At 59.5% G+C, this 13,998-nt stretch carries 16 protein-coding genes; 12 read left to right on the forward strand and 4 right to left on the reverse strand.

Annotation, left to right across the window (positions count from 1 at the left end; translation table 11 throughout):
- The first annotated feature begins 104 nt into the window (after positions 1-104).
- The 6 genes from A15D_RS01735 (at position 105) to A15D_RS01760 (ending at position 5,487) form a co-directional block, all read left to right on the forward strand.
- Complete coding sequence (locus tag A15D_RS01735; RefSeq protein WP_022985687.1) at positions 105-1,397, forward strand: NAD(P)/FAD-dependent oxidoreductase; 1,293 nt, start codon at positions 105-107, stop codon at positions 1,395-1,397.
- Position 1,398: 1 nt separating this feature from the next.
- Positions 1,399-2,340 (forward strand): bile acid:sodium symporter family protein, encoded by a 942-nt coding sequence (locus A15D_RS01740; RefSeq protein ID WP_102790501.1) that lies wholly within the window; start codon positions 1,399-1,401, stop codon positions 2,338-2,340.
- A complete protein-coding gene (locus A15D_RS01745) occupies positions 2,340-3,284 on the forward strand; it encodes an SDR family oxidoreductase (protein WP_102790502.1) in 945 nt (314 codons plus the stop codon). Before A15D_RS01740 ends, A15D_RS01745 begins: the two co-directional genes overlap by 1 nt.
- The gene (locus A15D_RS01750; protein ID WP_102790503.1) at positions 3,281-4,072 is read left to right on the forward strand and encodes an SDR family oxidoreductase; all 792 of its coding nucleotides are present in this window, start codon (positions 3,281-3,283) and stop codon (positions 4,070-4,072) included. The genes A15D_RS01745 and A15D_RS01750 overlap by 4 nt, the downstream gene beginning before the upstream one ends.
- Positions 4,073-4,075: 3 nt before the next feature.
- On the forward strand, positions 4,076-4,813 hold the full coding sequence (locus A15D_RS01755) for a sulfite exporter TauE/SafE family protein (RefSeq protein ID WP_102790504.1): 738 nt from the start codon (positions 4,076-4,078) through the stop codon (positions 4,811-4,813).
- 83 nt (positions 4,814-4,896) lie between these two features.
- Positions 4,897-5,487, forward strand: a complete 591-nt coding sequence (locus A15D_RS01760) for a GNAT family N-acetyltransferase (protein ID WP_102790505.1) — start codon at positions 4,897-4,899, stop codon at positions 5,485-5,487.
- A gap of 233 nt (positions 5,488-5,720) precedes the next feature.
- Here the strand turns inward: A15D_RS01760 and A15D_RS01765 are convergent, their stop codons facing one another.
- A complete protein-coding gene (locus tag A15D_RS01765; protein WP_102790506.1) occupies positions 5,721-6,353 on the reverse strand; it encodes a class I SAM-dependent methyltransferase in 633 nt (210 codons plus the stop codon).
- 1 nt (position 6,354) lies between these two features.
- A complete protein-coding gene (locus A15D_RS01770; protein WP_102790507.1) occupies positions 6,355-7,446 on the reverse strand; it encodes an alpha/beta fold hydrolase in 1,092 nt (363 codons plus the stop codon).
- Between the two features lie 168 nt (positions 7,447-7,614).
- On the opposite strand from A15D_RS01770, the gene A15D_RS01775 reads away from it, so the two are divergent.
- The gene (locus tag A15D_RS01775) at positions 7,615-7,854 is read left to right on the forward strand and encodes a hypothetical protein (RefSeq protein WP_102790508.1); all 240 of its coding nucleotides are present in this window, start codon (positions 7,615-7,617) and stop codon (positions 7,852-7,854) included.
- A 135-nt stretch (positions 7,855-7,989) separates the two neighbouring features.
- Here A15D_RS01775 and A15D_RS01780 read toward each other — a convergent pair whose 3' ends face one another.
- Positions 7,990-8,697, reverse strand: a complete 708-nt coding sequence (locus A15D_RS01780; protein ID WP_102790509.1) for a YHYH domain-containing protein — start codon at positions 8,695-8,697, stop codon at positions 7,990-7,992.
- Positions 8,698-9,011: 314 nt separating this feature from the next.
- On the opposite strand from A15D_RS01780, the gene A15D_RS01785 reads away from it, so the two are divergent.
- From A15D_RS01785 to A15D_RS01805, 5 genes are all read left to right on the forward strand, one after another.
- The gene (locus A15D_RS01785) at positions 9,012-9,623 is read left to right on the forward strand and encodes a hypothetical protein (RefSeq protein ID WP_102790510.1); all 612 of its coding nucleotides are present in this window, start codon (positions 9,012-9,014) and stop codon (positions 9,621-9,623) included.
- 1 nt (position 9,624) lies between these two features.
- Positions 9,625-10,218, forward strand: coding sequence for a hypothetical protein (locus tag A15D_RS01790; RefSeq protein ID WP_102790511.1), 594 nt, complete (start codon positions 9,625-9,627; stop codon positions 10,216-10,218).
- Between the two features lie 79 nt (positions 10,219-10,297).
- Positions 10,298-10,585, forward strand: a complete 288-nt coding sequence (locus A15D_RS01795; RefSeq protein WP_102790512.1) for a hypothetical protein — start codon at positions 10,298-10,300, stop codon at positions 10,583-10,585.
- A complete protein-coding gene (locus A15D_RS01800) occupies positions 10,582-10,839 on the forward strand; it encodes a hypothetical protein (protein ID WP_022985673.1) in 258 nt (85 codons plus the stop codon). The genes A15D_RS01795 and A15D_RS01800 overlap by 4 nt, the downstream gene beginning before the upstream one ends.
- On the forward strand, positions 10,836-12,446 hold the full coding sequence (locus A15D_RS01805) for a PepSY domain-containing protein (protein ID WP_102790513.1): 1,611 nt from the start codon (positions 10,836-10,838) through the stop codon (positions 12,444-12,446). Before A15D_RS01800 ends, A15D_RS01805 begins: the two co-directional genes overlap by 4 nt.
- 76 nt (positions 12,447-12,522) lie before the next feature.
- Here the strand turns inward: A15D_RS01805 and A15D_RS01810 are convergent, their stop codons facing one another.
- Complete coding sequence (locus A15D_RS01810) at positions 12,523-13,806, reverse strand: OmpP1/FadL family transporter (RefSeq protein WP_102790514.1); 1,284 nt, start codon at positions 13,804-13,806, stop codon at positions 12,523-12,525.
- Positions 13,807-13,998: the final 192 nt, after the last annotated feature.

The raw sequence follows: 13,998 nt of genomic DNA on the forward strand, positions 1-13,998 counted from the left end.
TCCTGAATTAGCCGTGCGAGGGAAGACTCTCACACCTAGGCTGGACATCATACCAAACTCTGAGCCTGGCTCAGGGAATTCTAAAAAGAAGACTCGGGACAGTTATGTACGCAGTGATAGGTGCCGGCCCAATGGGCTTGGCCACGGCCAGAAACCTGAAAAAGTACAATATTCCTTTCATCGGTTTCGATCTCAACACCGATGTAGGCGGGCTCTGGGACATTGATAACCCCCATAGCACCATGTACGAATCTGCTCACCTGATTTCGTCGAAAGCCATGACGGAATTCAGGGAATTCCCCATGGGGGACAAGGTCGCGACCTACCCTCGGCATAGCGACATGCGTGATTACTTCCGTCGTTATGCAGAGCATTTCGATCTTTACGATTGCTATGAATTTTCTACGCGGGTCGAAAAGGTTGAGCGTGAAGGGGAAGGCTGGAATGTCACTACCTGCTGTAACGGGGCAAGCCAGACTCGCCACTTCGACGGCGTGCTGATCGCCAATGGCACCTTGCACAAGCCCAATATGCCCAGTTTGCCTGGCAAGTTTGAAGGCGAGCTGATGCATTCCTGTGACTACCGCAAGGCAGACGTATTCGAAGGCAAGCGCGTGCTGGTCGTCGGTTGCGGCAACTCCGCCTGCGATATTGCGGTGGATGCGGTACACCGCGCTGCCAGTGTGGATATGTCGGTACGCCGTGGCTATTACTTTCTGCCCAAGTTTATTGCGGGCAAGGCCACCGACAGCATTGGCGGAAAAATCCCGTTGCCACGTATCGTCAAACAGAAAATCGACGCAGCCCTGATCAAGCTATTGGTCGGCAAGCCCAGCGATTACGGCCTGCCGGATCCTGACTACAAACTTTATGAATCTCACCCGGTGATCAATTCCCTGGTGCTGCACCATATTCGCCACGGCGATATTACCCCCCATGGCGATATTGCCGGCATTGTTGGCAAGACGGTGACCTTCGCCGACGGCCAGTCCCGGACTTACGATCTGATTTTGATGGGCACCGGCTACAAGCTGGATTACCCCTTCATCGATGCACAGGAGCTCAACTGGCAAGGGGCGGATGCGCCGCAGTTATACCTGAATGTGTTCCATCCCCAACACCGTAACCTGTTCATGATGGGCATGGTGGAAGCCGCTGGGCTGGGTTGGGAAGGGCGCAACGAACAGGCGGAAATGGTGGCGCTGTATTTGCGTGCCCGTCTGGATGGCAACCCGCAGGCGCAGTCGCTGGAGCAGAAGGCCACGGCAGAGGCCTCACGCAATCTGGATGGTGGATTTGACTATCTGAAACTGGCACGCATGGCGTACTACGTGCATAAGGATAGCTACCGCAAGGCGGTTAATGCCCACATCACCCAGCTGAAGCAGGGGGTGTGAGATGGAGGTGCATTTCGGCAGCGAGAATCTGCTGATTCTCAACGTTATTCTGGCATTCATGATGTTTGGCGTGTCGCTGTCCCTGACGGGGGACGATTTCCGTCGAGTGGTACAGCGACCGGATGCTCCCATCGTTGGGCTGCTGGCGCAGTTCGTGTTGTTGCCTGCCGCCACCTGCCTGACCACCTGGTGGTTCGAGGTCGATGCTGAACTGGCGCTGGGCATGATTCTGGTGGCGTCCTGCCCGGGCGGCTCGTTTTCCAATATCATGACCTGGCTGGGGCGGGGCAATGTGGCGGTTTCGGTGAGCATGACCGCCGTGTCCAGCCTTGCAGCCATGGTGATGACGCCCTTCAACTTTTCTCTCTACGGTTGGATCAATCCCCATACCCGACCGATTCTTACCGACATTCAACTCGACAGCCTGGAAATCCTGATGCTGGTCGTGCTGGTGTTGGGCTTGCCTCTGGTCATCGGCATGGCTGTGGGCAAGGCGTTTCCGGCGTTTGCCCGGGGCGCCCAGAAGCCCATGCGCTATATCACCCTGCTGGTGTTGTTGTTGTTTGTTGGCGTGGCCTTTGGCAATAACGTGGATGTGTTTCTGGCCACCGCCGACCGCATTGTGGGGCTGGTGGTGTTCCAGAATCTTCTGGCACTGGGGCTGGGGGCCTTTGCGGCCGGCTTCACCGGCTTGCCCCGGGCAGATCGCCGCGCCATTACCATGGAAGTGGGGATTCAGAATTCCGGTCTGGGACTGGCCATTTTGTTCACCTTTTTCCCGGACGAAAGCGGCATGATTTTGATCGCCGCGTTCTGGGGTGTGTGGCACCTGGTCAGCGGGCTGGTGTTGGCCGGTATCTGGTCCAGGCGCACTGCCCGCCGCGAGGCGCAAGCCGCTGAGGCAGCGGGCAGCACTCATGGCAATTCACGTGGAGAGCCCTGATGAGTCAGCAACAGAAACGACGCATTCTGATTCCCGGCGCGGCGGGCTACATTGGTCGTCAGTTGGCCCGTCGACTGGCAGCGGATCATCATGTGGTCGGGGTTGATATTCGCCAGGATGACAGTGCTGACTTTCCCTTTTATGTGCGTGATATTCGGGAGCCCTCGCTGGGTGAATTGATGCAGGAGCACCGCATCGAGCAGGTGGTGCACCTGGCGGCGGTGCTGGAAGACAGCGGTGATCGCGAGCGCGATTACGATATCGATGTCAATGGCACCCGCAATGTGCTGGATGCCTGTGTGGCCTGCGGTGTTCGTCAGTTGGTGGTCACCAGTTCCGGGGCCGCTTACGGTTACCATGCGGACAACCCCCAATGGATCAGTGAAGACGACCCCCTGCGGGGCAATCCTGAATTTGCCTACTCGGACCACAAACGTCAGGTGGAAGCGCTGCTGGCGGATTACCGGCAACGGCATCCTCATCTGGGCCAGCTGGTGTTGCGACCGGGCACCGTGCTCGGCGCCAACACGCGTAACCTGATCACCAACCTGTTTGATGGCAAGCGTCTGTTGGCGGTCGCCGGTTCTCCGTCCCCGTTTGTGTTTATCTGGGATCAGGATGTGTTGGCGATTATCGAAAAAGGCGTCACAGAAGAACGCAGCGGCTGTTTTAATCTGGCCGGCGATGGGGCGCTGACGATCACCGAATTGGCAGCCATCTTGCGCAAGCCGGTTGTCACGGTTCCTGCCTGGGCGATTCGTGCAGGGTTGGCGGTGGGGCATGCTCTTCGCCTCACCGGTTATACCCCGGCGCAAGTGAATTTCCTGCGCTATCGACCGGTGCTGGGTAACGACAAACTGAAACAGGAATTCGGTTACCAACCGAAGAAAACGTCGGAGCAGACCTTTCGTTTCTGGTTGGCCTCCAGGGAGGCAACGGCATGAAAACCGTATTGATTACCGGAGCTGCCTCGGGCCTTGGCTGGGCGCTGGCGCAGCAGGCGTTTGCGTTAGGCTACCGGGTGATTCTTGCCGACATGAACGAAGTATTGCTTGAAGCAAGAGTCGAAGCGCTGGCTGCCCGGGATGCCGAGCGAGTGACCAGCCGGGTGTTGGATGTCACCAACAGCGATGCCGTCACCCTACTGGTTCCCTGGCTGGAAAAACACGGTGGGCTGGATCTGTTGGTCAATAATGCCGGGATTACCCATCGTTCACTGGCAGAAAAAACGGCCATGAGTGTTTTTCAAAAAGTCATGGCGGTGGATTGGCAGGCGCCGGTGGAATTGTCGGTGGCCTGTCTGCCCCTGCTGAAGAAAAGCCGCGGCGGCATCATCAATATCGGTTCCATGGCAGGCTGGATGCCGGTGCTCGGTCGAGCCGGTTACTGCAGTGCCAAGAGCGCGTTGGGGCAGTTCTTTGAAGTCATGCGTGGGGAAGTATCCCGTTATGGCATCCATATTCTCATGGCGTATCCGAGTTTTCTGGACACCCCCATCGAGAAAAATGCCTTGGGTCATGATGGCAAGCCTGCAGCGCATGCCCGCTCCATGGTAGGCAATATGCGAACCCCAGAATGGATGGCCGAGCAGGTTTTTGAAGCCTATGGAAAAGGCCGCAAGCGACTGTTCCCGGACCGGTTTACCTGGTTTGCCAGCGTACTCTGGCGTGTTGCGCCGGATCTCTATCAGCGTTTGATGCTGCGCAAGTTTGCCAGCGAGCTGGAGCAATAACGGATGGACCTGCTTGCCTCCCCCTGGCTGTTGCTGGGGTTGTTCATTTTTCTCGCCTTTACCACCGAAGCCATGACCGGTTTCGGCAGCATTGTGATTGCCCTGTCATTGGGGGCGCTGGTATTGCCGATCCCGGAGATCCTGCCGGTACTGGTGCCATTGAATATCGTCATGAGTGGCACTCTGAGTTGGCGTCACCGTCATGCGATCCATTGGCCAACCCTGTGGAAGCTGATCCTGCCGTTAATGGTGCTGGGTACCCTGGCGGGTTACGGGCTACGCCCGTGGCTGGGGGAGCAATTGCTCAAAAGCGGGTTTGGTTTGCTGGTGCTCTGGTTCAGCAGCCGCGAACTGTGGCGCATGTATCGTGGCCTGGCGGTCACCGCGCATGGTGGGCTCTGGTCCCGTGGCTGGATGTTGATGGCCGGGGTGACGCATGGCCTGTTTGCGTCGGGAGGGCCTCTCTTGGTGTATGCGCTAAGCGGCCTCAAGCTCGACAAGCAGCGCTTTCGTGCGACCCTGATTCTGGTCTGGCTGGTCTTGAACAGTTTGCTCACAGTGGTGTTCCTGCTGGATGGCACCTTGCTGCCCGCCCTGCCACGCATCGGTACCCTGGTTCCGGTGGTGATTGCGGCCATGCTGGTAGGCGAGCTGCTCCACCATCATGTGAATGAAGCGCGTTTCCGTCAGGCGGTGTTCGTGGTGTTGTGGTTCACCGGCGTGATTTTGGCCTGGCCCTAGCTGCGCCCCCCTTGCTCTTTTCCTTTGCGCGGCCATCGTGCTATTGATTCCTTGTTGAATCGTCATGGTTGCAAGGAGTTGGCATGTCTTCAGTGGAAATTCGCCCGGTCACCGGTATTGCGGTAGAGCCCTGGCTGGATGAATTGGCCAAACTGCGCATCGAAGTGTTTCGTGATTTTCCGTATTTGTATGCGGGCGACCTGAGCTACGAGCGCCGTTACCTGGACCGTTATGCCCAGTCCGACCAGAGCGTGTTCGTGTTGGCACTGGAATTCAACAAGCTGGTCGGTGCCGCTACGGGCTTGCCCCTTCGGGAAGCGGATGACGAATTCCAGGCACCGTTTCGCCAACTAGGTGCCGAGATCAATACGGTGTTCTATTTCGGTGAATCGGTGCTGAAAAAAGACTGGCGTGGCCAGGGGATTGGTCATCGTTTTTTTGATTTGAGAGAGCAGTACGCCGAAGACTTTGGCTATCGCCATACGGCGTTCTGTGCCGTGCAGCGCCCCGACGATCATCCCGCTCGCCCCGAGGGCTACCAGCCGCTGGATCCGTTCTGGCGCGGGCGGGGGTATTTTCCCCAGAACCAGTTGGTGGCGCATTTCGATTGGGCCGATATCGGTGATAGCGCCCTGTCACGCAAACCCATGCAGTTCTGGCTCCACAGTTTGTAGTTATACTTTTGGCTAGATAGCAGGTGCCTCATATACCCCATTTGGGTGATGTGATGGCATTTTGTCATTCCCTATACTGACTGCGGGGTAATAGGGGATATCAAAATTATGGAACTGCAATATAAATTCGCCACCTGGTACGAACGCGCACTCAGATCATCGGTTGTGGTGCTGCCACTGTCACTGCTCGCCGTGACGGTAGCCGTCGTCGTGGCAGGCTAGCCAGACTGCCCTCAGGGCCGTTTCCGCATCAATACCACCGGGTTGCCCGTCAGGTGCAGCTCCCATCCCTGTGTGGCTGCCAGCCAGGCAAAGGTTGCCGGCTGCCAGAAGCAGACGTGGGTGGGGTCACGGCGGTAGTGCCAGCGGGCGAAGGCGTCGTCGTCGGTTAGCCAGCGGGTCATCAGGCCCAGCCAGCCGCCGGGGCGAACGTGGCCGGCAAACCAGGCCCACTCGCGGGCCGGCTGGTGCAGGTGCTCAATGACTTCCGTGCAGGTGACAAAGTCGTACTGCGCGCTCAATCGCGTTTTGTCTCTGGCGTAAATCGGATCCCAGGTACCGCACGGGTAGCCCCGTTCGGTCATCATGGCGGCCAATGCCGGTCCGGGGCCGCAGCCAAAATCAAGGCCTTGCGCCCCCGGCGATAGCTGCTCGCAGAGCGGGTCGGCCAGTTGCGCCAGAAAGCGTCGGTAGCCGGGGTCGTCCGGTCGGTTGTCGTGCAGGTCGTATTGCCCCTTTTCTTCGTCGGGGCCGGGTAGCCGGTCGGGATGCTCGAAGGTGAGCTGGCAACACGGGCAACGAAAGTAGTCGCGTCCATCCACCTGCGCAAAAGGGCGCGCGTCGCTGGCGCACAGGGTGCACTGCATGTCAGTCCTCAAGCCAGCGCTGCACCCGGGCATAAGTGCGGCTTTCTTCAATCATGGTCATGTGCCCCATCTGGTAGAACAGTTCCCGGGTCAGCTGCGGGGCATCCGGGTACAGGCGCGAGGCCAGCCCACTGTCCACGGAGACCAGCCAATCGCCCCGCGGTGCCGGATGCTCCGGTTCGCTGACACTGCCGGCAATAAACAGCTGTTTCACCGCCGGGTCCAGGGGCACTTTGGCACTGGGGCGGGTGTCGTCCAGAGGACGGTCACGCCACTGCGCTTCCAGCACATAGCCAAAGCGCAGATCGCGGATCCCGTCAGAGCGCAGGTTGCCCAGCCGCATCAGCGGGCGTGACCAGGGCGTGGTGGCCAGTAGCCGGTTGGCATTGTTGCCCACTCGCTCCAGCAGCGCGCCCTGATGGGGCGAGCCGAGACAGGCCAGATGGCTGACCTTGTCTGCCCAGCTGTCGCCGCGCTCACGAGCCTGGTGCAGGGCGCTGCGTGCAACCAGCCCGCCCATGGAGTGCCCCACCAGAATGATGCGCTCGGGCAGGGCGGTATGGGCGAGCAGGCCGGCCAGCTTGCGACCATTGTCGGAGATATGCAGGCCGGTGTTGTAGCGCAGATAGCGCACATCGGCGTTGAATTTGCCTCGGGCCCACTGGCTGAAGTGGTCGGCGGCGGGGTTGTTCCAGCAGGAATCATTCATGCACAGGCCATGAATAAACAGCACCAGCGTATCTCCCCGCAGCGAGCCACTGGGCAGCAAGCTCATGGGCAAGGCATAGCTGCTGTTCTGTTCTGCGAGCAGCTGGCCAAACACGCCGTTCAGGATGCTTTGCAGGTCCAGGCTATCGCGCAACTCTCGGCCCGGGTCGGCCGCCAGGTCGGCCAGCCCGGCAAGATTGCCGGCCTGCCGAAACCCGTAACGCACCAGGTTGTAGACCATGGGGGCCGGGGTGTAATCCTGGCCGCGCAGGCCAAACGGATTAGCGACACTGCCATGTATATCCTGCACCACTTGCGTGATTTCGTTGCCAAAGCGGGTGACCAGCTGGGCCAGCCCGCCCACTTCCCGTCCAATTTTTTTCATTATAGGTAGTCCGTTTTCCCCGCGATCAGAGGCGTTATCTTACCTGTCACGGTGAGATTCGTAAGGCTTCGTAAAATGCTGTGCAAGTGTGGCCTTGCCCGTGGCCAGCGTTTTTTCAGGGCGTTACTGTATGCATCGTTTTCAGCCGAAACATCAAGGAGTGACATTATGCGTACTTTCGGTAAAGCGGCACTGGCCGCCCTGTTTGCTTCCACCGCTTTTCTGGCCGCTTGTGATGCCAACGACGGTCCGGCAGAAGAAGCTGGCCAGAAGGTGGACAATGCCATCGAGAAAATCACCCCGGATAGCAAAGGGCCAATGGAAGAAATGGGCGAAGATATGGACAACGCCTATGACAATGCCAAAGAGTCCGTGAACGACATGGAAGACGCCGCTGACACCAAGTAATCGGTGCACGGCCAAAAAGCCGCCTACGGGCGGCTTTTTTTATGTTTTGTCACCTTCGAAGGTTTTCCCTCCACGGCCCTGAGCGGCTGTCGTCGACAGCTTTCCCCAAATCCTGCGTCTCTTCTTGAGTGAGCCTTACTCCGATGCACAGCTGGCGAGTAACCGCGCTACCGTCTCCTGTTCTGGTGGGGTAATCATCAATTGATAGCGTTGTTTGATGGCCGACCAGCGTTGCCCGTATTCACACCAGTAAGCGTGGTTGGCGGGTAGCCACTGGTCCGGGCTGTTGGCTCCCTTGCTGCGGTTGGCGCTGGCCGATACCACCAGTAGATTGTCCGGGTCGTTGGCAAATTGACGCCGCAAGGCTTCATTCCATTGGTTGCCCCCGTGTCCGTGGGCGTGGCGCAGGGGCACGATGTGGTCCACATCCAGTTGCCGGGCTCGGGTGAAGGTGTGCCCGCTGTAGGGGTCGTACCAGCGGCCGGTTGCGACAATACAATGATCCTTGCGGGTAAAGCTCACGGGTGCCTGGCTGGCGCGGATCAGGGCTTCCGCCCGGCTGTTCTGGCAGTCGCCATCCTCATCGTCCCAGTGGGGCCAGTCGTCCCGATCATAGAGCGTGGAAAACGCCCGCCCGGCATCGCGGGCCTCCTGTTCTGCTTCGGCCTGCTGTTGATGTAGCTGGCGGCAGGTATCGGTGTGGCAGTGGTAGGTGCCCGTTTTGCGATCGGAATGGCCGCCTTGCTTGTCCAGCCCGCCAGGGTGGGCACTCACTGCAGGGGCAATGGTAATGACCAGAGCGGTCCCAACGGCGAACGGGACAAGGGCACGATAAAAAGACAACAGAACGACTCCATGGCAACAGGGCTACGACTCCCGGGTGGCAGCGCCATGCGCTGTTTACACCAAAGGGCAGGCTTGGATGTAAGAGATTATCCTTACTAAATCGGGGCAATATCCTACATCAGGCCACAAAAGTGTGATGTGGTTCCGCACTGTTTTCATGGGGGATACAAACCGCAACGCGGGGCAACACATCGGTACGCTTTGCCTCTGTGGACCGGATTCAGGCATCGCTAGAGTGTGTGCCAAGGCCGACGGATAACGGCCACGGTTTTGATTTCAGGGTTGTGCGGGCATTGAGCAGGAGTCCCGGTATGGCAGTAGTTTCCTCTCCGAATTCGGTACCACGGGAGCGTCTGGCCCGTCAGGCGGTGGCGCACCGGCTGCGTGCACTGAATGAATATCTGGCGGTCTATCGGGCCACCCGTGCATCCGGTAGCGATGCGCACTCCTCCCAACGTATCCGGGAGCTGCGCAGTGACGTGGCACGGTTGCGTGCCTGGGGCTGGTATCTGTCTGCAAAAGAGCGTGGTGCCAGCTGGCCCCCTGCGCTGCAGCGTCTGGCATCCGTCCTGTCTTTCTTTGTTTCCGTGAATCTGGTGGCACAGCGTCGTCATCCCCGTGGCGCGGCGCTGCAGCATTTGAGTAGCTACAGTCTGGTCGAGCGGGCCTACGCGGCGTTGGAAGACGACACCCAGGGGCAGTTGCTGACCCTGCGCCTGGCGCAAATGCAGCGCCCGGCACTGGATTACCAGCGCGATATCGACATACTGGATGCACGTCTGGTGGATCTGGCCGCCCTGCGCCTCAATGGCCTGCCCGAGCCGGGCCAGGTCACGTTGGTGTGTCATGTGCTGCGCGGCGTCATGGCCATCGGTGGCGCCCTTGGCTTCTCCTTTCCCCCCGCACAACCGGTAGATTCGTAGTATGGAAGCAATCAAGCAGGCGCTACCGTTACTCGATGGCATGCCCCGTATTTTCTCTCTCTCGGATCTCAAGCAAGCCATCAGTGAGCAGGAAAGCGCACTGGATGTGGCGCTGCGCTGGCTGGAGGCGGGCGTGATTCGCCAGGTCGCCCCGGCGCGTCCAATCTTTTATCGGGTGGTGCTGGGCGAGCCGCTCACCGATGCCGAGCGCTGCGCGGCCCTGTTGCGCACCTTCCCCTCGGTGGTCATGGTGGCCGGGTCGTCACTCTGGCGTCAGGGGGCCAGTGTCCAGAAAGATGCCCAGCTGGAATGCTGCATCACGGAACAGCAGGTGGACTGCTCCTTGCCGGGGGTAGTGCTACGCTCCCGGCCCAGCGAGTGGTGGACGGTGATTCGGCAGGCAGAAGGTGTGGTGGGGAACTACCACGGCGTGGCGATGTTGACCCCGGAAATGGCCGTGGCAGATGCAGCGGCCTTCAAGGATGTGTGGATGCCCGACCGCAATGGCATTGACTGGACGCGCCTCTCAACGGCGCGGCTCAGCGTGGCCACCGAAGCACTGGCGCCACTGCGCATGGAAGAGCTGGCAGAATAGTGCTGGCCGGCCGTGTCATTGACCCGTCACGGCCAACCGTTATTAAATGAGAACCATTTCCTGTCTTTGGTTCTCATCTATGTGGGTAGCAGCACTCCCGGCCACACTCGCGGCCGTTGTCCTCTTTTATCTCTCTGACCGTCAGCAACGCTGGCTGGACCAGCCGCTGCCTGGCGTGGCGCGCTTGCTCGCGTTGTTGCTGGCGCTGGCCGGCGCGGTGCTGTGGGTCATGGCGCTGGGCCTGGGCGTTGGGCTGATGGTGGCCCTGTGGCTGCTGACCCTGCCTGCACTCCTGATGGCCTTGTTCGCAGGCCATCATCGCGATACGTTCCAGAAAGTTTCCGGCAAGATGGGGCGCAACCCATGAGAGCCTTATTCGGCGTGTTGTTGAGTCTGCCATTGTCGATGATGTTGATGGGGCTGGCTGCTGCCTGGGTTCCGGTGCCCTGGAACAGCTGGCTGGTCCTGCAATTGATCATTGGCATGCTGCTGTGGATGAGTCTTAGCTTGCTGGTGGCGCTGCCCGAAAAAGCGTGGCCGCCCCTGGTGGGCCTGCTGGTGGCGAATGGCATCGTCTGGGCGACCCTGCAAACCACCGGTATTTATGGAGGGGCCGCATGAAGGCAGATCGTCTACGCCGTTTTATCGACCTGCATGCCTGGTTGGGCATGGTCAGTGGCTTGGCCCTGTTTGTGGCGTTTTTCGCCGGGGCTATCAATGTCTTCCATCACGAGCTGCATCACTGGCAGGAAAGTCACCACGGCCATGAGCAGGCAGCCGGCCCGGCGGCCCCGGACCACTTTCTGCAGCAACTGATTTCGCGGTTCCCGGCCTCGGCCGATCGTATGTATTTCCTGCCCGATGAAGACCCCGGGGCCATGTGGTTCCAGCCCGGCGAAGACGGTGCACCGGGGGAGTGGCGCACGGCCCATGCCTCCAACTTTGCAGAAGATGGCAGCTTCACGCAGCAGCCGGGTTCCGAGCTGGCGGATTTTGTGAATGAGCTGCACTACGAGTTGGGCATTCCCGGTAACGGAGGCCTGATCAACATCGGCATGACGCTGATGGGGTTTGTTGCCGTGTTATACGGGGTGGCGCTGTTCAGCGGGCTGATCATCCACTGGCCCAAAATCCGCAAGGAACTGTTTGCCCTCAAGCACCAGGGCAACCTGCGTCGCTACTGGAAAAACCTGCACAACCTGATTGGCATCATCAGCTTCCCGTTCCACCTGATCATGTCGGTCACCGGTGCTGCCATGGGGCTGTTTACGGTCATGGCCATCGTGCTCGGTTTGCTGGTGTTCGGCCCGCAGCTGCAAGGGGTGATCCAGAAGGAAACCGACGTCTGGCCGCCAGTGCAAAGCCAGGGGGAGACCCTCGCCATGGCGCCCATGGCGGATTACCTGGCGGCGGCCAATAACGAGTTGCCCGGCATGGACGTGGGCTGGGTGGAAATTCGAGGCTACGGGGATGCCGCAGGCTGGATGGATGTGGCCGGTTCGCAACCGGGTTTCCTCGGCCATCATGTGCATGTGGTGCTGGATAACACCATGAAGCCGCTGCGTATCAGCGCCCCGGGCGATCGCACCTTCAACTTTGCGGCGATTTCCCCGGTCTATTCCCTGCACTTCGGGGATTACGGCGGCGTCTGGGTGAAGCTGTTGTACTTCGCCATGGGGCTGCTGGGGTCGTTGCTGTTTGTGTCCGGGAATATCCTGTGGTGCGAGCGGCGCAGTGACCGTGTTGGTCCGTCACGCAGCTCGGCCTTCCTGCTGCGTTTGACCCTGGGATTGTGTTTCGGGGTGGTCAGCGGCATCGCCTTCAGTTTTCTGGTCAGCAAGCTGCTGCCTTACACGCCCTGGGCCGCGTTGGTGGCATCGGCGGAGCGGCAAATCTTCTGGTGGGTGTTGGTGGTGCTGGTGTTGTGGAGTCTGCGCGCTTCGCCGCTGCGTTTCAGTGGCCTGTGGCTACGTATCATGCCGTTCCTGTATCTGGCGATTCCACTGGCGCAGGTGGCAGTGGAGGGCAGTCATGCCTGGCAAGAACCGGATGCCCTGCTGGTAAACCTGGTGGTGGTGGCCGTGGCGGCGTGTTTGTGGGGGGTGCGTGCCCAGTTTCGCAAGCGCCTGCGACTGGCAGAGCCGCATCCGTTGTGGGTGGGTAAGGTCACCCGCGACCATCCCAAACATCTCACCGAGACCGAGCTGGAAAATCAGGGCGCGGGCTGACGCCGCAGCGCTCACGCCGAAGCATAAAAAAACCGGGCAGTGAGCCCGGTTTTTTTATGGCCGTTGCTGAAGCTGATCAGAAACGGTAGGTGGCTTGCAGGGCCAGGCCGTGAGCGCTGTTCTCGAAGTCGGCGCTGTAAGTGTCCTGGTTAACCTCGCCTTTTTCTTCATCAATATAGGCATAGGCCGCATCAAGGGTCAGGTCGTCAGAGACGTTCCAGCCGGCACCCAGGGTGTAGATATCGCGGTCGCTGACCGGAATCCGCACGGTACGGTGCTGGTCGTTGGTGGGGGACTCGTCAAAGGCATAGCCGGCGCGGATCACCCACTTCGGGTTCAGCTGGTAGGCACCGCCCACGGCGAACGACCAGGTGTCTTCCCACTCCAGTTCTTCGGTAATGGTGCCGAAGCTGGACTGGAACATGGCATTCACGCCGCTGTTCTCCACTTCGATACCTTCAAGGCGGCTCCAGCGGGTGAAGGTGGCGCCAGCGTACAGTGCCAGTGCGTCAGTGGCCTGGAAGCTGAAAGAGGTATCCACGGATTCCGGCATGGTGATGTCCAGTTCCGCGTCATACTTGCCGTCGATGGCAGGCGCCACGGGGGCGGGGGTGCCGCTGATGGTGGTGTCACCTTCCAGGGAGTAATCGACCTTGGAGTGGTAGGTCAGGCCCCAGTCCAGTCGGTCGGTAATGCCGAACAACACACCCACGTTGTAACCGTAGGCAATGTCGTCCCCTTCAATTTCCACATCAGCGTCAGACATGGCGGCCAGAGCCGGGTTGAAGGCGGCGGCCGGCACGTTGCTGGTCAGCTCACCAGAGATGTGATTGATGGTCGGGCCAAAGCCCACAGAAACGCGATCGTTGAAGGCGTAGCTGACGGTGGGCTGAATGGTGACAACCTGCACCATGCTGGTGACGCCTTCGTAGCGACCTTGCCAGCCATTCTCGTAGTCGCTTTCCACGCCGAACGGCGCATACACACCGATACCGGCGTGCAGTTTGTTGCTGATCGGGGTGACGTAGTAGCCGAAGGGAATGGTGGAAAAGGGCACCATGTCGCCATCGTTAGTGCCAGACACGGGCAGGCCGGGGGCCAGTTGCCCTTCGGCATCGCTGATATCGGTGCTGGCATCAATAAAGGCCAGGCCGCCGGACACCTCGGCACGTTCCAGGCGGCTCATGCCGGCCGGGTTGCCGAAAAGGGTGCTGGCATTGGCGGCGCTAGAGGCGCGGCCCGCGTAAGCCGAGCCCGCACTGGAGGCGCTTTGCTCATTCAGCGCCAGGCCATTGGCCAGCGCCTGGGTAGAGGCAGCAGCAATCGCCGCGGCCAACACGGCTTTGTTTGAATACTTCATGATAACTTTCCCGAGTTATGTGTTGTGGCGCGCGAACGTTATCACTGTGAAACATTTAATTACAGATGGCGAAGATCAAAAAATGCACCATTTGTCGTCAGATGGCTGGTAAAATCTGTAAACATGGTGTTTAAATCCTCGAAGATGGTTCACGTTTACATTGTATAATGTAGAGGTTGTGCAGCAATTAGG

It is taken from the genome of Alcanivorax sp. MD8A (assembly GCF_002888555.1).
GTDB lineage: Bacteria > Pseudomonadota > Gammaproteobacteria > Pseudomonadales > Alcanivoracaceae > Alcanivorax.